Origin of the sequence: Staphylococcus durrellii (genome assembly GCF_015594545.1) — a bacterium.
GTDB classification, from domain to species: Bacteria; Bacillota; Bacilli; order Staphylococcales; family Staphylococcaceae; genus Staphylococcus; species Staphylococcus durrellii.
In genome coordinates, this window is the sequence record NZ_JADIIO010000001.1 from 2,205,641 (window position 1) to 2,224,279 (window position 18,639).

17 protein-coding genes are annotated in these 18,639 nt (G+C 34.2%); all 17 read right to left on the reverse strand.

From position 1 onward, the window contains the following. Positions 1-6 precede the first annotated feature (6 nt). Complete coding sequence (locus ISP02_RS10695) at positions 7-270, reverse strand: RNA-binding S4 domain-containing protein (protein WP_195721537.1); 264 nt, start codon at positions 268-270, stop codon at positions 7-9. Further along, positions 257-1,456, reverse strand: coding sequence for a MazG nucleotide pyrophosphohydrolase domain-containing protein (locus ISP02_RS10700; RefSeq protein ID WP_195721538.1), 1,200 nt, complete (start codon positions 1,454-1,456; stop codon positions 257-259). Before ISP02_RS10700 ends, ISP02_RS10695 begins: the two co-directional genes overlap by 14 nt. Beyond that, the gene (locus ISP02_RS10705) at positions 1,456-2,982 is read right to left on the reverse strand and encodes a polysaccharide biosynthesis protein (protein ID WP_195721539.1); all 1,527 of its coding nucleotides are present in this window, start codon (positions 2,980-2,982) and stop codon (positions 1,456-1,458) included. The genes ISP02_RS10700 and ISP02_RS10705 overlap by 1 nt, the downstream gene beginning before the upstream one ends. After that, entirely contained in the window at positions 2,972-6,484 is a 3,513-nt protein-coding gene (gene mfd, locus ISP02_RS10710; protein WP_195721540.1) for a transcription-repair coupling factor, read from the reverse strand. Before mfd ends, ISP02_RS10705 begins: the two co-directional genes overlap by 11 nt. Beyond that, complete coding sequence (pth, locus tag ISP02_RS10715; RefSeq protein WP_195721541.1) at positions 6,481-7,053, reverse strand: aminoacyl-tRNA hydrolase; 573 nt, start codon at positions 7,051-7,053, stop codon at positions 6,481-6,483. The genes mfd and pth overlap by 4 nt, the downstream gene beginning before the upstream one ends. 177 nt (positions 7,054-7,230) lie before the next feature. Further along, a complete protein-coding gene (locus ISP02_RS10720) occupies positions 7,231-7,899 on the reverse strand; it encodes a 50S ribosomal protein L25/general stress protein Ctc (protein WP_195721542.1) in 669 nt (222 codons plus the stop codon). Positions 7,900-8,028: 129 nt separating this feature from the next. Further along, positions 8,029-8,994: a ribose-phosphate diphosphokinase gene (locus ISP02_RS10725; RefSeq protein WP_195721543.1), complete on the reverse strand. Its 966-nt coding sequence runs from the start codon at positions 8,992-8,994 to the stop codon at positions 8,029-8,031. A 138-nt stretch (positions 8,995-9,132) separates the two neighbouring features. Beyond that, a complete protein-coding gene (gene glmU / locus ISP02_RS10730; protein ID WP_195721544.1) occupies positions 9,133-10,491 on the reverse strand; it encodes a bifunctional UDP-N-acetylglucosamine diphosphorylase/glucosamine-1-phosphate N-acetyltransferase GlmU in 1,359 nt (452 codons plus the stop codon). A gap of 459 nt (positions 10,492-10,950) precedes the next feature. Next, a complete protein-coding gene (gene spoVG / locus ISP02_RS10735; RefSeq protein WP_195721545.1) occupies positions 10,951-11,265 on the reverse strand; it encodes a septation regulator SpoVG in 315 nt (104 codons plus the stop codon). Between the two features lie 67 nt (positions 11,266-11,332). Further along, entirely contained in the window at positions 11,333-11,707 is a 375-nt protein-coding gene (locus tag ISP02_RS10740) for a RidA family protein (protein WP_195721546.1), read from the reverse strand. 18 nt (positions 11,708-11,725) lie between these two features. Further along, positions 11,726-12,550, reverse strand: a complete 825-nt coding sequence (gene purR, locus ISP02_RS10745; protein WP_195721547.1) for a pur operon repressor — start codon at positions 12,548-12,550, stop codon at positions 11,726-11,728. 17 nt (positions 12,551-12,567) lie between these two features. After that, positions 12,568-13,416 carry a 4-(cytidine 5'-diphospho)-2-C-methyl-D-erythritol kinase gene (ispE, locus tag ISP02_RS10750; RefSeq protein WP_195721548.1) on the reverse strand — a complete coding sequence of 283 codons (849 nt, stop codon included), beginning with the start codon at positions 13,414-13,416 and terminating at the stop codon, positions 12,568-12,570. Between the two features lie 252 nt (positions 13,417-13,668). Then, positions 13,669-13,932, reverse strand: a complete 264-nt coding sequence (veg, locus tag ISP02_RS10755) for a biofilm formation stimulator Veg (protein WP_195721549.1) — start codon at positions 13,930-13,932, stop codon at positions 13,669-13,671. Positions 13,933-14,031: 99 nt separating this feature from the next. Continuing rightward, positions 14,032-14,922, reverse strand: coding sequence for a 16S rRNA (adenine(1518)-N(6)/adenine(1519)-N(6))-dimethyltransferase RsmA (gene rsmA / locus ISP02_RS10760; protein ID WP_195721550.1), 891 nt, complete (start codon positions 14,920-14,922; stop codon positions 14,032-14,034). Further along, positions 14,922-15,473: a ribonuclease M5 gene (gene rnmV / locus ISP02_RS10765; protein WP_195721551.1), complete on the reverse strand. Its 552-nt coding sequence runs from the start codon at positions 15,471-15,473 to the stop codon at positions 14,922-14,924. Before rnmV ends, rsmA begins: the two co-directional genes overlap by 1 nt. Before the next feature lie 126 nt (positions 15,474-15,599). Further along, the gene (locus ISP02_RS10770; RefSeq protein ID WP_195721552.1) at positions 15,600-16,367 is read right to left on the reverse strand and encodes a TatD family hydrolase; all 768 of its coding nucleotides are present in this window, start codon (positions 16,365-16,367) and stop codon (positions 15,600-15,602) included. Between the two features lie 22 nt (positions 16,368-16,389). After that, the gene (gene metG / locus ISP02_RS10775) at positions 16,390-18,363 is read right to left on the reverse strand and encodes a methionine--tRNA ligase (protein WP_195721869.1); all 1,974 of its coding nucleotides are present in this window, start codon (positions 18,361-18,363) and stop codon (positions 16,390-16,392) included. Positions 18,364-18,639: the final 276 nt, after the last annotated feature.

The window sequence follows — 18,639 nt, forward strand, 5'->3', positions numbered from 1 at the left end:
TCCTTCTTATGATTCACTAATTTTCTCTTCTTTAATTAGCTCAAACATGCCTTTAGCATTTTCTTTTGTAGCATGTTCACTTAAGCCTGTAACTTTTATAGTAATCACTTTTTGACCAAATTTAATAATAAGTTCGTCATCAACTTTAACGTCTGTACCTGCTTTAGCTGTGACTCCATTCACCGAAATACGTCCTTGCTCACTAATTTCTTTTGCTAAGGTACGACGTTTTACTAATCTGGAAACTTTGAGATATTTATCTAGTCTCATCGTTTTTTCCTCCTTGTTCTAAATAGCGTTTTAGCGCCTCTTCATCTAACGTCATATTTTTGGTTTTATCATACATTTTCAAGAAATATTGCGCAAATACTTTCTCAAATTTAACACGTTCTTTTTTACCTTCTTTTGCTTTAGCGTCTGACCAAATTACTTTAAGATCTTCAACATCATTTACTTCTTCATCACCAAATATATGTGGATGTCTACGTATCATTTTGTCTACTAAGCTATAAACAATTTCGTTAATATCTAAATAACCTTCTTTTTTGCCTATACTTGCATGTAAAAGCACTTGCAATAGTATATCTCCAAGCTCTTCGATTATATGCCAATCGTCTTCATTATCAATTGCCTCAAATAATTCGAATGACTCTTCTAATAGGTAACGTTTTAATGAATCATGTGTTTGTTCTCTATCCCACGGACAACCAGCATTATCATCAACGAGTCTATCTATAATACTTGTAGCGAAATTAAAATCACTATAATAATGTTCAGATTCTGTATCTTTAGGTATAAACACACTTGATAAATTAGTAAACGTATCTATATGATGATCCAATTCATATAGTGGCGTAGCGATGACTTGCGCTTTATTTCCATGTGCGCCGTTAACGATATAGACTTCATGATCATCTTTATATAATTCCATTAATGTTACCTTCAAATCACCAGCAATCATCGAACTATAAACTTGAGTTATTAAAACATGGTTACGCTTGTTTAATTGCTCAACCTCTAGCGATGTAGCATCTAACAATGTAAAGCCATCATTAGGATCTAACTTAACAGCTTCAAAAACATCGTCAATAAAACTTTTACCACCTAATACTTCTACTTCTATATCATCGTATTCTTGGACATAATTCAATAAAAGTGTAGTTGTCGTTTCCGCAACACGTGGGTGTCCTGGAACCGCGTAGACAACGTCTTGTTCATTCGCAAATGATAACAGTTGTCGAACAATTTCCTCGTATACCGCTTCAAATGAATCGTTTTCCTCATATATAACATCAAAACTATCAAACGTCAGCATATCTGACAATTCATCTATTACCGGATGTTCTTTAGTACGAGTATAAACTAGCGTTTGTTGTTGCAAAAACTTGTAAATCCCCAATGGAAGTTCATCTAAACCGTAATTTCCAAGTCCAACAATCGTAATTTTATGAGTCATTAACGTTTACCTCTCTTTATATGATAAATCTTATCTCCTAGTGGTAGGTGTTTTAATTCTCTATATTTAAATAGATTCATCCATATTATAGCACTGACCATTACAATTATTCCTGCCATAGCAGAAAGTAATAGTTCTATTAAACCAGTCAAACGACCTGTAGTAGGTATGAGCCATAAAACAATTTGCACAACCACGCTCATTATAATCATGGCGCCAATTAACTTTAGTAAAAACTGTTTTAAATTTGATAATCGATAAAACTTTTTGACATTTACATGCAAAATAATAGCTGTTATAACCAACGATGCTACTGTCGCAATACTCGCACCTAACATTTGGATATATGGTATAAGTATAATATTGAGGCATGATTTAAGAATTAAACCAACAACACAACTAATTAATATCGTTTTTTCTTGATTCATTACTTGTAACAATGACATTTCCATCATTATTAAAGATACACAAATTACAGTTAACATATAAACTGCAAGTGTGAACGTCTCGCTATTATTTTCAAAAAACACTCTATTTAAAACTGGCAATAAATTAATTAAACCTATGCCTGCAGCGGCACTTATAAGCAATGTGATTTTTAATGAAGCATTAGTATAACGATTCATCAACACAAATTGTCCATGATTTTTAGCATTAGTCAATAATGGGATTAACACAAAACAAAATGTCGTTGTGACGATTAACCCCATTTGAATAAACGAGGCTCCTCTGTCATACACACCTTTACTTGATATTGCATGTTGAAAGTCTAACCCATTTAGCTTAAGTGCATGAATAACCGTAAAACTATCGACAACTTGCCACAGAATAACAATAAGTTGGCTGACCGCAAAAACGATTATCGCTAAAGACAACTTTTTCCATTCTATCGGCTCATTCTTTATCGTCATTTGGAATGGCTTGTGCAAAACTAAATATAGGCTAGACGCTAAAAATCCACATCCCGAACCTAAGATAGCTAATGTACCTGCTGCATAAATAGACCAACCTTGATATGCAAACAAGGTTATAGCTGCCATTATAATCACAACGCGTACAACTTGTTCCACCACTTGTGAAATAGCAGGAATATTCATTTCTTGCTTACTTTGATAGTAGCCTCTTAGAACCCCTAGCGCACTAAAAAATATAAAACTAGCGCTTGCGGCACTTATCATTGGCGCTAAATTTACGTCTCCCATAAATTTAGCTATCCATTTTGCACATGTAAATAATATTAGGAAAAATGCGACACACACACATTGCAATTTTATTAATACCGAGGCAAATTTAGCATCATTGCGTCCTGTACCAAATGTTTGAGTAAGGGCACTGGGTATGGCGTTCATTGATAAAATAACCCCTAGTGCTACAATGGGATAAATTTGTTGATACGCATATAACCCCGAATCACCTAATACATTTTGATAAGGTACACGATAAATAGCACTTAATATTTTCACTACTATTAGTGCTATAGTAAGTACAATGACGCCATTAAATGCCGTATTAGACTTAGACTTCATCCTTAATTACCATACTTTCTTCCAAGCATTTCGCTAAAAATTTAAGATTTTCAAACCATTGTTTTGATTTGTTTAATGTTACTTTCATTTTACCATCTTGAACGCCAACTTTCATTGCACGCCCTAATGGTTGTGTTTGTTTAAACAATGATTCTCCATCTATGTCTTCTGTACCTTTTTCAGACAGGTAAATTTCTATCAGTTTACCTCTATCTTTAATGAGCGTAACACCAGCATGTAAAGCATGTATTTTAATTTCCATCATATCTAATAACCGTTCTACTTCTGCAGGATATTCATTAAAACGATCGATAAGTTCATCTTTAATATCAATAAGTTGTGTTTCGGAGTCAATTTTTCTTAATTTCTTATATATTTCAATTTTAGCTTGTTCGTTTTGAATGTATTCAGCAGGTAAATAAGCGTCGATATTTAATTCTATTTCCACTTCTGGTGCATCGTTTTGTTCAGGTGATATGCCTCGTTTTTCATTAACTGCTTCTTCCAACATTTGAGAATATAAATCAAAACCTACTGAATCAATAAAGCCGTGCTGTTGTTTACCTAGTAAATTACCTGCACCACGAATATTTAAGTCGCGCATCGCAATCTTAAAGCCAGAACCTAACTCTGTAAATTCTTTAATAGCTTGCAATCTATCTTCAGCTGTTTCAGTAAGCACTTTATTAGCCGGGTGTAAGAAGTAAGCATAGCCAATACGACTAGAGCGCCCTACTCTTCCTCTTAATTGATACAATTGACTCAGGCCAAATCGATCAGCTTCTTCAATAATTAAAGTGTTGGCATTTGGTACATCTACCCCTGTTTCAATAATTGTTGTCGTGACTAAAATATCGTATTCATGATTTATAAAGCCAATCATCGTTTCTTCTAAATCACGTTCAGTCATTTGACCATGCGCAACACCAATAGATGCATCAGGCATTAGCATTTGTAATTGTTCGCGTTTTTCATATATAGACTGTACTTTGTTATATAAATAAAATACTTGACCATCTCTCGACAATTCACGCTCAAGAGCCTCTTTTATAAAGTTAGAATTCTGCTCTAATACATAGGTCTGAACAGGGAACCTATTTTCAGGCGGCGTCTCAATTACAGATAGGTCACGTACGCCTAGCATACTCATATGCAACGTTCTCGGAATCGGTGTGGCCGTCAACGTAAGTACATCGACGTTTGTCTTTAATGATTTAATACGTTCCTTATGTCTAACGCCAAAACGTTGCTCTTCATCAACTATTAATAGCCCTAAATCTTTATAAACAATATCTTTACCTAGTAATTTATGTGTACCTACAACAATATCTACTTTACCTGATTTCAAGCCCTCTTTGACTTCTTTAATCTCTTTGGTAGTTCTGAAGCGACTAATGAGTTCTACATCTATAGGAAAGTCTTGCATTCTTTCAATTAAGGTTTCGTAATGTTGTTGAGCTAAAATGGTTGTCGGTACTAAGAAAGCTACTTGCTTACCTTCTAAAATCGCTTTGAATGCTGCTCGTACAGCGACTTCAGTCTTACCATAACCAACGTCACCACATAGCAATCTATCCATCGGTTTTTGTTGTTCCATATCGCCTTTGATTTCAACAATTGATTTCGCCTGATCGGGCGTTAATTCGTATGGAAAATCTAATTCAAAGTCGTTTTGTTCTGCGCTATCAGGTCCATATTGATAGCCTACAGACATTTCACGTTCTTTATATAATTCAATTAATTCATCTGCGATATCTTCGACGCTCTGTTGCACTTTAGCTTTTGTTTTTTTCCATTCGGTACCACCAAGCTTGTTAAGTCTTGGCATTTTATCTTCAGACGCAACATATTTTTGAACCTGATCCATTTGATCTACAGGAACAAATAACTGGTCAGTTCCTTTGTATTGCAACTTAATATAATCCTTGTGTACTCCAGCAACTTCTAAAGTTTCAACACCTAAATATCTACCTACACCATGATGAACGTGAACGACATAATCTCCGGCTTTTAAATCTTGATAGGATTTAATTTTTTCAGCGTTAGTTAATGTCTTTTGTTGCTTACGCTTTTTCTTTTGTTGCGATTTAAATAATTCTCTTTCAGTTACTACTACTAATTGCATATACGGAAGTTCAAAACCTTCAGACAAGCTACCTTCAGTAATGATAGCACGTCCGCCCTGTATATCATTTTCGGCAATATCTACAAAGGTAGGGATATGCATTTCATTTAACATTGATTGAATTCTTTCTTTTTTCGTTTCTGTTTCAGCTAATACGACGATAGTATAGTCATTGGCAATGTAACGTTGAAATTCTGAACGCATAATGTCATATTGCCCATAAAATTGTTGTACAGGTTTACAAGAAAATTTAATAATATCTTGTAGTTTTACAGACATTGTTGCCGTAAATAATGTGAAATAAGCAACTGGATGTTTTTTTAGTAACGTATCAAAATTTTGATACTCTAGAAAACTTTGCCCAATAAACCCTTTCCCACTTTCAATTAAGTTTTGCATAAAATCATCAACTTCAGTAGTTAACGTTTCTTCTGTTTCTTTAATTCTGTTATATTCATCTACCGCTACGATAGCATCTTGTTGGAAATAATCTATGATTGTCGCAGGTTGTTCATACATAAATGCAACTAGTCTTCTCATAACTTGATGGTCAAATAATGATGTTTCAAATAATTTAAAGCTATCGTATGTTTCTTTAATATCATTACGTACTGACTTATCAATTTTTGGTCGGGTCTCTTGGTAAGCTTCAGTTAATTTCTCTTTTGTATGTTTAATAACTTCATCAGTAATTATATAATCACTAGCCGTAGTAATATTAACTTTTTCCATATTGTCGTTGGACCTTTGCGATTCAACATCAAAATTTCTGATAGAATCTATTTCCGTATCAAATAATTCAACCCTAACTGGTTCTCCAATTAAAGGATAAATATCGACTATGCCACCACGTAGTGAAAATTCACCAATATGTGATACGACACTTTCACGTCTATAACCCATATTTACTAACTTAGTCAATAAATCATCTACATCTATATCTTCACCGACAGATAATGTTATTTGATGTGATTGCCATAATTCTACTGGTGTTAGCCATTTTTTCAATCCATTTAACGGCACGATAAATAAGCCTCTCTCATTTTGAGATAGTGCAGTTAAAGTACGTACACGTTCACTCATAAATTGAGGGCTTTGCGTAGAAAACTCTTCCGTCATAATGTCTTGCATTGGATATTTGTAAACATCGTTTGCATCAACAAATTGTAATATATCCGCTTCTAACTTCTCTGCTTGATATAAATTATTCGTAACGACTAATAATTGTTGTTTACTTTCCATAAATTTCTCGGCAATAATCGTAGCTTTAGCTGAAGCCGACAAACCTGTCACTAAAATATTATCCTTACCAAATACTTCGTTTAATTCCTGATAACGTTTGTCTTTGTTTATATAATCTGTAATTATTGATTTCAATTGACATCACCGTTGTATTCATTCATCACTTGATCGAATCGTGAAGTTTCTATAAATGCTTCCACTGCTCGAGCAGCATGTTCAATAACCTTTTCCATAGTAACCATTTCTTGTTTAGAAAATTTCTGTAATACATAATCCGGAACTGACATACCACCGCTTGGTCTATCTACTCCGATACGCACTCTTTTAAATTGATCGGTGCCTAGCATTTTAATGATTGATTTCATACCGTTATGACCACCAGCACTCCCTTTTTGTCTAAGTCTTATTTCGCCTTGAGGCAAATCTAAGTCATCATATAATACTAACAAATCGTCTATATCTATATCATAATAATTCATTAAAGGAGCAACTGCTTCCCCAGATAAATTCATCAGTGTTAAAGGCTCTATAAACATAACTTTTTCTTGATTGAGACGCTCAATTGTATATGCGCCTTTAAACTTCTGTTTGTCTAAAGAAAATTTGTTACGGTCTAAGATATAATCTATCACTTCGAATCCAATATTGTGTCGCGTAGATTCAAAACGTTTACCTATATTCCCAAGGCCAACAATACATTTCATTTTGTTTCCTCCGTTAATTATCATTTATGTTTTGTGCGAATTTTTATAAAACATTACATTTCGCATCTTTTATTAAATTTATATCATTCATTATATTAACATAAAAAAGCACCTGCTTAAGCAAATAAGCATGGTGCTTTTAAATTTAAAATTTGGAAACAATCGTCAGAACAAATATTATTCTTTGTCTTCTGAGTTATCTTCGTTTTCGCTGTCTTCTTTGTCTTCACCAACAACTTCAGGTTCTTCAGTAACTGCTTCGCCTTCCATTGCTTCGATTTCTTCTTCTGTAGGTTCTTCAGTTGGAGGAACTACAGTTACGACAGAATCGTTTTCATCGTTTTCGATAGTGAAGTTACCAGTAGTTTTGATATCGCCTACTGAAATACTGTCGTTAACTTGTAACTCAGTAATGTCTACTTCGATAGCTTCTGGGATATTGTCTGGTGTTGCAGTTACTTCAAGATCGAATAATGGTTGTTCAACAACGCCACCTTCGTTAGCTCCTGCAGCTTCACCGATTAATTGAACAGGCACTTCAACAGTACGTTCTTCACTCATGTTGATTGCTAAGAAGTCAATGTGAGTGATTTGGTTTTTAAGTGGGTCGAATTGGTAGTCAGAAACCATTACTTTAATAGTTTTAGATCCTACTGTTAATTCGATAACACCGTTACGTCCAACTTCACGGATAACTTTAATAAATTCTACTTCATCAACTTTAACTGAAGTATTTTTAGTACCGTAACCGTAAACGATAGCAGGTACTTTACCAGAATTTCTTAATGTTTTTAAATCTGAACGTGTTTGTTTCCCTTGACGAATGATTGACTTTAATGAAGCCATGTTCATTTCCACCTTTCATAATTGCTCTATAATAGAGCCCCTCACTTACCCATCAACAATTTTGTTGCTTGTAAGTGCTTATTTATTCGTTTTTACACGAATAGGCATATTATACCTTTTTTTAATTAATTAGTCAAATAGAACACTAACTGATTCGCGCTCATAGACACGAATAATAGCTTGTGCTAGTAATCCTGCTACAGATAACTCTTTAGTATTTTTTGGTTTACGACTTTCTTCTAATTGAATAGAATTTGTAACGACTAACTCTTTAATTGCAGAATTTTCTATACGTTCTCTCGCAGGTCCAGATAGCACTGGATGCGTACAACATGCATAAACTTCTTTGGCACCTTTATCTTTTAATGCTTGGGCAGCTAGTGTAATAGTTCCTGCAGTATCAATAATGTCATCGATAATGATTGCTGTACGTCCGTCAATCTCTCCAACAATGTTCATAACTTCTGCAACATTAGGTTTTGGACGACGTTTGTCAATGATTGCAATTGGAGTTTTTAATATATCTGCTAATTTACGCGCTCTAGTCACACCACCATGGTCTGGAGACACGACTACGCATTCATCTGGGTTAATATCCGCTTCATTTTGGAAGTAATCAGCTAAGATTGGTACACCCATTAAATGATCGATAGGTATGTCGAAAAAGCCTTGAATCTGAGGTGCGTGTAAATCTAAAGCTATCATACGATCTGCACCGGCAGTTTCAATTAAATTAGCAACTAACTTTGCAGTAATAGGTTCACGACTTCTAGCTTTTCTATCTTGTCGAGCGTATCCATAATAAGGAACCACAATATTAATAGTAGCTGCAGAAGCACGCTTACACGCATCAATCATAATTAATAATTCCATTAAGTGTAAGTTAACTGGATTAGAAGTTGGTTGGATAATAAATACATCACAACCACGTATGCTCTCTTCGATATTGATTTGAATTTCCCCATCGCTAAAACGTTTAACAGAACATTTTCCTAGTTCAATACCCACGCTATCTGCTACTTGTTGCGCTAAAGGCTCATTACCCTTTAAAGAAAATATTTTTAAAGCAGAATTTTTATATTCATTGTTTAACATTTATAGTCCTCCAATTAATTACTTCCATAAGTTTAAATAAATAGACAATAATAAACTTCAATTTCAGGCTAATAAAAAGATAAAAATCTTGTATCTTGATTTTAACAGTAAAAGCATATTTGTCTAAAAGTTAACTTTTTATTTATTATTAAAATAACCTTCTTTAGTCGTTTGTCTTTCTCTCGCTAATGCTAAACTGTTGTTAGGTACATTATCTGTTATTGTCGAACCTGCAGCAATAAAAGCAAAGTCACCTATTGAAACAGGGGCCACTAGATTAGTATTACATCCTATAAACGCATCATTACCTATTGTTGTCTTAAATTTATTCTTACCATCGTAATTAACTGTAATCGAACCACAACCAACGTTAGCACGCGCTCCGATTTCAGCATCGCCTATATAACTTAAATGTGGAAGCTTCGCGCCTTCTTTTACGACTGATTTCTTCACTTCTACAAAGTTACCTACTTTAACTTTATTTCTAATATCCGATCCTGGTCTTAATTGTGCAAACGGGCCTATATTCACTTCATCAGCAACCGTTGATTCATTAATCACTGATTGTTTAATATTTACACCATTACCAATGCTGCTATCAGCGATTTCTGAGTATTGGCCCACTACGACGTTTGAACCGATTACGGTTTTACCAACTAGTTTAACGCCTGGCTCTATCGTTGTATCTGGTCCAATTTGAACATCTTTGCCAATATATGTAGTGAGTGGATCAATAATTGTTACACCGTCACGCATATGTTGTTCATTAATACGGGCTCTCATTGCCTGTTCAGCAGAGCTTAACATCACACGATCATTTACACCCATGATTTCATCAAAATTATCTGTATGGTAAATTTCAACTTTACCATTATCATTAAGTATTAATGATAACACTTCTGGTAAGTAATACTCGCCTTGTGCATTATCATTACTTACATCAGCTAATTTATTAAAAAGCGTCGCGTTATTAAATGCAAAAATACCAGAACTAATTTCGTTAATCTGTTGTTCTTCGCTCGTCGCATCTTTTTGTTCAACAATTTTCGTTAATGTATCGTTGTCATTTCTTACTATACGACCATATCCGAAAGGATTTGGTGCTGTTGCTGATAACACTGTAGCCTGTGCTTGGCTTTGTTCATGGTGTTCAATTAAAGATTTTAATGTGTCTGCAGTCACTAAAGGTGTATCACCACAAACGACTAAAGTCGTACCTTCATGAGTACCTAAATGTTCATCTGCCATTCGGACAGCATGAGCAGTGCCTAATTGTTCTTCTTGGAAGCTATAAAGTGATTGCTCACCTAATACCTCTTTAACGCTTTGTGCACCATGTCCTACAATGGTTACTATTGTTTCAACGCCAGAATGTTTTACATTATCAATAACATGTTCAATCATTGATTTGCCTGCAACTTCGTGTAATACCTTGTATTTCTGTGATTTCATACGTGTACCCTTACCTGCTGCCAGTACTATTGCATGTCTTTGCATGAGTGCTAACCCTCCATTAAAATATACACTTCTATATTATTATAATTTAACGTAAGTAATAGTTTCAAGACTCAAACAACTAATGTCATATAATGGCAATATTTTTGTCTACCTTCTATAACCGATTATAATTATATTTTTTCGCTGAATTACTATGATATGAGTCTTTATAAAGTGTTTTGATATAATGGTTGCATTTTAAAGCGTAATCTTTTTTTCATGAAAAATTATTGCTATGTTTATTTTTTGTCACTATTTCATCCCATAAATAATACTTAAATAGTTTTATTATTTTAATATTTAGTCAATTGCTAAACACAAACTCAATTATTAAACACCGATAGACACACCGCATTTTAAATTTTTGTTAAACAAAAAGCAGTCATACTGAAAATAAATCATCAGTATGACTGCTCAATCAATTTATATATCTTTACTCTCATTTTCTTTTAAATCACTTTATGCTTCGTCACTATTCTCTGTTTCGTTTGATGACTGTGCATTTCTGTCAGGAATAACTTCGTCTGTTTCTTCATAGACTTTCATCACTGCATCTTGAATTTCTTGTCTCATTTCTGAGTTAATAGGATGCGCGATGTCACGGAATTCACCATCTGGTGTACGTTTACTTGGCATTGCGACGAAAAGACCTGAGTTGCCTTCAATTACTCTTAAATCATGTACAACGAATGATTCGTCTAAGGTAATAGAAACGAGCGCTTTCATTCTTCCATCTGTGTCTATCTTTCTAAGTCTTACATCTGTCACTTTCATGTAGTGAGCCCCCCTAGTTTGTCTCTTTGTATAGAAGCATAACAAAATTAATGAGAATTATAAATACTTACTTAATTTTAGCAATTAATTCAATTTCAACTTTAACATCTTTAGGTAAGCGTGCTACTTCAACACAACTTCTAGCTGGCTGATGTTCACTAAAATACTCACCATAGATTTCATTTATTTTTTGAAATTCATTCATATCTTTAATAAAGATTGTAGCTTTAACGACTGATTCAATATCTGAACCAGCAGCACCTAGGACAACTTTTAAATTTTCTAAAACTTGTCGCGTTTGTTCTTGCACATCATCACTAACAATTTGACCATCAGTGTTCAATGGAATTTGTCCAGATGTGAATAACAAACCGTTAATTTCTGTTGCGTGTGAATATGGCCCTAAAGCTTCGGGCGCATTGTTTGTATTAATTACTTTCATGCTGTCGTAATCGCTCCTTTAAGAAAATTTATTTAAACTATTGCCAGTTTCTACGCTAAATTTCTGATTGTATTCATCAACATCAGATAATCTAACTAAGGAAGTATAATCTTCTATCAATCGTTGTTTAACTTCTTTTGATTCTACAAGTACTGATACCCCTTTAACATGTGCTTTAAACTCATTCATCAAATTCATTACACCATTAATTGAACCTCCAGCACGCATAAAATCGTCTACAACTAGCACGTTTGAATTTTCAGGTAATGTGCGTTTTGATAGAACCATTGTTTCGATCTTACGAGAGGAACCAGAAACATAGTTGATAGAAACCGTAGAGCCTTCAGTAACCTTGTTATCTTTTCTAATAACCACTACTGGTAAATTTAATACACTTGCTACTGCATTAGCCAAAGAAATACCTTTAGTCGCTATGGTTACTACTGCATCTAATTGTTCATCCATATATAATGTCGCTATTAATTTGCCGACCTTTTTTAATAAAATCGGGTTGCCCATTAAATCTGATAAAAATAAATATCCACCAGGTAACAATCGATCTTTCTCTTGTAATAAATCGATCAATTCATCCACGACTTCTTCAGCTTCTTGTTTGCCCATTTGAGGTTTATAAGTTACCCCACCACTTGCACCGGCTGTAGTAGTGACAGTTCCTAATTTTTCTTTTTGGAATGTCGTTTTTATGATTTGAACATCTTCGCTAATTGATGACTTAGCTTGTTTAAATTTTTGGACAAAATATGTTAATGGTATTAATTTATTGGGATGATTCATTAAATATTGTGTCATAAAAACAATACGTTCACTTCTCTTATATCTCATATCGTGTCTCATCCTTTCTAGCCTAATAATCTTACTAATTGAACTTCATTGCAGCATCCGTTTACTGCATTAAATATATGCTTCGCTTGGCGTTCATTTCTTGCTAGCGCATACACTGTTGGACCACTTCCACTCATTAAGGAACCATCTGCACCGCTATTTAACATATTTTCTTTTAATTTCATAATTTCCGGATACATATTGTGCGACACTATTTCTAATCTATTCGACAAACTATGGCATAAAGCGTCATAATCAGCAGATTGCAGAGCATCTAAACATGCTTTAGTATGTACTTGAAAGTCATCTTCTAATGTAAGCGACTTGAAAACATCTGGAGATGATATGCCTACATCAGGTTTTGCGGTTATGACCCATGCAGAAGGCGGTTTATTTAAAAGTTTAATAATTTCACCCTTACCTTTACAAATAGCCGTTTTACTATATATACAAAAAGGAACGTCTGTACCAATTTTTATACCAATTCGACACAGTTCTTCAAGTGAGAGATTTAAATTAAAAAGTCGATTCATTCCCCTCAAAGTAGCTGCAGCGTCCGCGGATCCGCCCCCCAGTCCAGCTGAAACCGGAATATCTTTTTCTAACCTTATCGTTACGCCTTGTTTAATATTATACTGCTTTTTTATCGCTTCGGCAGCTTTGAAAGCTAAGTTTTTATGATCAGAGGGTACATAATTTTGTTCTACTTCGACTATAATTTTATTATCATGTCTGATTTCAAAAGACAGACGATCATTTAAATCAATCGTCGTCATAACCATCTCTACTTCATGATAACCATCATCTCGTTTAAAGAGTGTGTCTAATGTAAGATTTATCTTAGCATGCGCCGTTTCGTATATCATATCCCCACCCTCTTTCGATTCGATATGGTAATACATCGATTTTAACATAATGTATGGAAATACTAGCAAGATAATTTAAGTTTCTCAGGAAAATTTACTTAATACATTTTAAAATATAATATTTCTCACTATTTTTTAGATTTATACTTAAAACATCGAAGTTTTCGCTAGCGTTTTAACAATATCACACATAAAAAAAGAGATGCTCTCGCATCTCTGATTAAATATATGTAATTATTGAAATGCTTATCTTTAGTGTGCAATTGCTTCATGATGGCTATCTTCTTCGAAAGAAACTTGTACGTTATCAGTTAAAACATCAGTGTATGTATAAGACACACGCTCAAAGTTATGTTTGTCTTGATCAAGTTCAACAATAAAAACAGACGGATATGTTTCTTTTAACACACCACAACGTTCAATTGTTTTTTTACGACCGCCATTTGCTTTGAGTACAATACGGTTTCCTAAATGACAATCAAGTGAATTTTTGATGTCTCCAATAGATTTTGGCATATTGCTCCACCTCGCTACAACTTGTATAATAACACGATTCACTTGATTTTGTCAAATAAACGATTAATTTTAGCAAGGTAAAGCAAGAATGTCAATAGTTTAAAATTGTAATTCGGGAAATTTTTCCAAATTATTGTAAAGGGTAGCAAACTCCTCTATTGCAAGCGTTTCACCACGTCTAGTAGGATCTATATCCGAACTTTTTAGCCATTCACCTATCTTAGCCTTCAGCTTTTTTCCATCGGAAAATAGCGACTGATAATTATTATTTATTGTTTTCCTACGTTGGCTAAAAGCGCCCTTTGTTAAGCGGAAAAACTTCTCTTCATTATCTATATTTACTAATGGTTGAGCTCGCTTCATCAATTTGACGACGATAGAATCTACATTAGGTGGCGGCATAAATACAGCCTTAGGTACTGTGAGCACTGTGCTCGTCTCTGTATAGTATTGCGCAACTATAGATAATGATCCATAAGCTTTTGTACCAACTTGAGCATTAAGTCTTTCTCCTACTTCTTTTTGCATCATAACAACATAACCATCTATTGGTAGTGATTGTTGCATCAGATTCAAAAGTATCGGTGTAGTAATATAATATGGCAGGTTAGCTACTACCATGATACGTCTACAGTTAGATAAATATTGAGCTATATAATGTGCAACATCGGCTTTTAAAATATCTTCGTTAATAACAGTAACGTTATCATAAGGAGATAGCGTATCATCTAACACTGGTATTAATCGTTGATCTATTTCGAAAGCGACTACTTTGTTAGCATTTTTAGCGAGTTGTTCAGTTAATGACCCCATACCTGGGCCTATCTCAATAATGCCTGTTTCGTCATCAATCTGACTCGCATCGATAATATTATTAATGATATTAACATCTATTAGAAAATTTTGACCTAAACTTTTTTTAAAATCAAAACCATATTGTGCTAATAAAGCCTTCGTTCTAGACGGTGTAGCAATATCTTTGGCTTCCACTACTTTTCACTTCCATTCTTATCTAATAACGCTTCACGTACATCTTGCTCTGTATAACCAAAAGCATTTAATTTTTTAACTAATTGTTTGCCGTTTGAATGCCCTATATTTAACTTTTGGCTAAGCATAGCACGTTTCCTACGCGCATCTTTACCAACAATTAAACCTAAATCAATAAGTACATCTTTACTTATTGACTCATTTCCCTCTTCAAATGGCGTACTAACATTAATCAATGCATCTTTGATAACTTCTATATCGGCATGTTCAACGCCTATTTTCCCACGTTTACTACGCGCTTTATCACGATCAATATATGCATGTTTAACGCCTGGGATATAGTCACGTATCGTATTACGAATTTTATCACCTGGGAAATCAGGATCGGTTAACACGATCACACCTCTCGTATCATAAGCTTGTTTAATTACAGCGAGTGTTGTTTGATTAATCGCGCTGCCATTAGTTTCAATGGTATCGCATTCTACAGCCGACTTAACTCGTTCTGTATCGTCACGACCTTCAACTACAATAAATTCATTTATCTTCATTTATTGTTTCACCTTCTCAATATATTCATCTCTATATAAAAAACGAGAAAGGTATTGGCTTAACATTTATGGATATTGTTATACTTTCAATTCCAAATATTAGACCAATATCTTTCTCTATTAACCTTATAATTTAAATAAAGTTTCAGCATTTTTAGTAGTTTGTTCGCACACTTCTTCGTAGCTCACACCACGTAGTTCCGCAATTTGTTCTGCAACGAGTGTCACTCGTGCCGGTTCGTTTCGTTTGCCTCTGTATGGATGTGGTGATAAAAATGGTGCATCCGTTTCTACTAACAATCTATCAAACGGCACATGTTGAGCAACTTCTTTAGGTTGTCTGGCATTTTTAAATGTAACGGGGCCACCTAAAGAAACGTAGAAATTTAATTTATTAATAATTTCATCAGCAATTTCAGGCGAAGCACTAAAACTATGCATAATGCCGCTAATTTCTTCAGCATGCTCTTCCTTTAAAATATCCACACAATCTTGGGTTGCCTCACGATTATGGATAATTATAGGTAAATTTACACGTTTAGCTAACGCAATTTGCTTTCTAAATAGTGCTTGTTGCACATCTTTAGGAGACTTGTCCCAATGATAGTCTAATCCTGTCTCACCTATACCAATAACTTTTGGATGCTTCGCTAATGCTTCAATCCATTCCAAACGTTCTTCCGTACAATCAATAGCATCCACAGGATGCCATCCAATAATGCCGTAAATAAAGTCATACTGATCGATTAATTCCATAGTACGTTCAACTGTAGGTGTATCGAAACCTACGACAAACATACGATCGACACCATTTTCTCTAGCACGCTCGATGACTTTTTCTAAATCTTCGTCATACTGTTCTGAATTCAAATGTACATGTGTATCGATTAACATTCTTAATCGTCCCCTTACTTTATTATTTAATTACTGCACCGTTCGGAATAGCACTTGGTAAACTTACTAACGTAAGGACCCCATCTTTTTCAGCGGATAAAATCATGCCTTCAGATTTTTGTCCCATTAATTTTGCCGGTTTTAAATTAGTAACTACAGCTACTTTTTTACCGATAATGTCTTCCGGATTATAAAATTTAGCAATACCAGAAACGATTTGACGTTGTTCTGAATCTAAATCTACTTGGATTTTTAATAGTTTATCTGATTTAGTGACTTGTTCGGCATCTGTGACCGTTGCCGCCTTAATTTCTACTTTATCAAAATCTTTAATATCAATAGTATCTTTAGTAGGCACTTCTTCCTCAGCACCATCTTCTTTTGGTGGTTGCATAGAATCTTTAATGTACGCAATCTCAGCCTCACTATCAAGACGTGGGAAAATAGGTGTAGGCTTTTCAACGACTGTAATTGGTTCAGTTAAAGCGCCATAAGATTCAACACTAGAAAGTTCGTGTAACTCAGTGTTGTTGATATTTAATTGTTCAAATATTTGGTATGGAGCATGAGTTAAGAACGGTCTTAAGATAACGGCAATGATACGAATGTTTTCTACTAAATGTGCCATCACATTACCTAGCATATCTTTTTGACTGTCATCTTTAGCTAAAACCCATGGCGTAGTTTCGTCGATATATTTATTAGTTCGACTAATAAATTTCCACACTGTAGCTAAAGCAACAGAAAATTGTAGGTTCTCCATATTTTCGTGATATGTTTTAACTGTGTCTAATGCCATTTGTTCCATATCTTTGTCTAAGTCGTTCTGGGCGCCTTGATAAGCTGGCAATTCACCATCAAAGTACTTATTAATCATTGAAATCGTACGATTCACTAAGTTACCAAGATCATTGGCTAAGTCATAATTTGTACGTTCAACAAAGCCTTCTGGTGTAAATACGCCATCCGCACCAAAAGGTAACTCTCTTAATAAGTAATAACGTGTAGCATCTAAGCCATAACGGTCGATTAAGACGTTAGGATCTACTACGTTGCCTTTTGATTTGCTCATTTTACCATCTTTCATTAAAATCCAACCATGCGCAAAGACCTTTTTAGGTAAAGGAATATCAAGTGACATTAATAAAATAGGCCATATTATTGAATGGAAACGTACAATCTCTTTAGCCATAATATGAATATCAGCTGGCCAATATTTTTGGAATAATGTATCGTCATCTGACAAATAGCCTAGTGAAGAGATATAGTTAACCAATGCATCAATCCATACATAAACAACATGTTTAGGATTAGATTTAACACGAATACCCCAATCAAATGATGTACGAGATACAGCTAAATCTTCTAATCCTGGTTTGATAAAGTTGTTTATCATTTCATTTTTACGCGAAGGTGGTTGAATGAAGTCAGGGTTTTCATCGTAGAATTCTAATAAGCGATCTGTATATTTAGACAAATTAAAGAAGTAACTTTCTTCTTTTACTAGTTCTACATCATGACCTGAATCAGGACTTTTACCGCCTACAATTTTGCCATTTTCGTAAACAGGGTCTACTAGTTGTGTCTCAGTATAGTATGTTTCGTCCGGTACTGAATACCATCCCTCATATTCGCCAAGATAAATATCTCCTTGCGATAGTAAACGTTCAAATATTTGTTGTACGACTTCTTTATGACGTTCCTCAGTAGTACGAATAAAGTCATCGTTAGAGATCTCTAATTTTTTCCATAAAGCTTTAATATCAGAAATCATATCATCTAAATATGCTAATTCTGTTTTACCAGCTTTATGTGCTTTTTCTTGTATTTTTTGACCATGCTCATCTGTCCCAGTTAAATATCTTACATCGTAACCTTGCATTCTTTTATAGCGTGCAATCACATCACCAGCAGTTGTTGTGTATGCGTGGCCGATATGCAAGTTTCCACTCGGATAATATATTGGGGTAGTGATATAAAATGTATCTTTCACCATCATTGTTCCTCCTCGTTTCTTACACTATAAATATATCTAAATTAATATTTGTTTTCAATGAAGCCTTGATGTGTTGAATTATGCATAAGATTACTTATCACTCATACTTTGACGACACCATGTTACTTCTATGTACACTCAATAAACATCTCATTTTATTAAATATAATTATATGCTCTATCTTATCTACAATACCATAAATCCCTATATATTTGGTACATTTTTATTTTCATTTAAATTAATAAAACTTACGCAATTTTCTTGAAAATGAAACTG

What these genes read in the sequence shown, in the direction of transcription:
- pth (WP_195721541.1), bottom strand. Translation starts at nt 7,053, where the DNA reads ATGAAATGTATTGTTGGCCTTGGGAATATAGGTAAACGTTTTGAATCT.
- spoVG (WP_195721545.1), bottom strand. Translation starts at nt 11,265, where the DNA reads ATGAAAGTGACAGATGTAAGACTTAGAAAGATAGACACAGATGGAAGA.
- ISP02_RS10700 (WP_195721538.1), bottom strand. Translation starts at nt 1,456, where the DNA reads ATGACTCATAAAATTACGATTGTTGGACTTGGAAATTACGGTTTAGAT.
- metG (WP_195721869.1), bottom strand. Translation starts at nt 18,363, where the DNA reads ATGGTGAAAGATACATTTTATATCACTACCCCAATATATTATCCGAGT.
- purR (WP_195721547.1), bottom strand. Translation starts at nt 12,550, where the DNA reads ATGAGATATAAGAGAAGTGAACGTATTGTTTTTATGACACAATATTTA.
- ISP02_RS10740 (WP_195721546.1), bottom strand. Translation starts at nt 11,707, where the DNA reads ATGAAAGTAATTAATACAAACAATGCGCCCGAAGCTTTAGGGCCATAT.
- veg (WP_195721549.1), bottom strand. Translation starts at nt 13,932, where the DNA reads ATGCCAAAATCTATTGGAGACATCAAAAATTCACTTGATTGTCATTTA.
- ISP02_RS10725 (WP_195721543.1), bottom strand. Translation starts at nt 8,994, where the DNA reads ATGTTAAACAATGAATATAAAAATTCTGCTTTAAAAATATTTTCTTTA.
- ispE (WP_195721548.1), bottom strand. Translation starts at nt 13,416, where the DNA reads ATGATATACGAAACGGCGCATGCTAAGATAAATCTTACATTAGACACA.
- ISP02_RS10720 (WP_195721542.1), bottom strand. Translation starts at nt 7,899, where the DNA reads ATGGCTTCATTAAAGTCAATCATTCGTCAAGGGAAACAAACACGTTCA.
- rnmV (WP_195721551.1), bottom strand. Translation starts at nt 15,473, where the DNA reads ATGAAGATAAATGAATTTATTGTAGTTGAAGGTCGTGACGATACAGAA.
- ISP02_RS10695 (WP_195721537.1), bottom strand. Translation starts at nt 270, where the DNA reads ATGAGACTAGATAAATATCTCAAAGTTTCCAGATTAGTAAAACGTCGT.
- glmU (WP_195721544.1), bottom strand. Translation starts at nt 10,491, where the DNA reads ATGCAAAGACATGCAATAGTACTGGCAGCAGGTAAGGGTACACGTATG.
- ISP02_RS10705 (WP_195721539.1), bottom strand. Translation starts at nt 2,982, where the DNA reads ATGAAGTCTAAGTCTAATACGGCATTTAATGGCGTCATTGTACTTACT.
- ISP02_RS10770 (WP_195721552.1), bottom strand. Translation starts at nt 16,367, where the DNA reads ATGTTAATCGATACACATGTACATTTGAATTCAGAACAGTATGACGAA.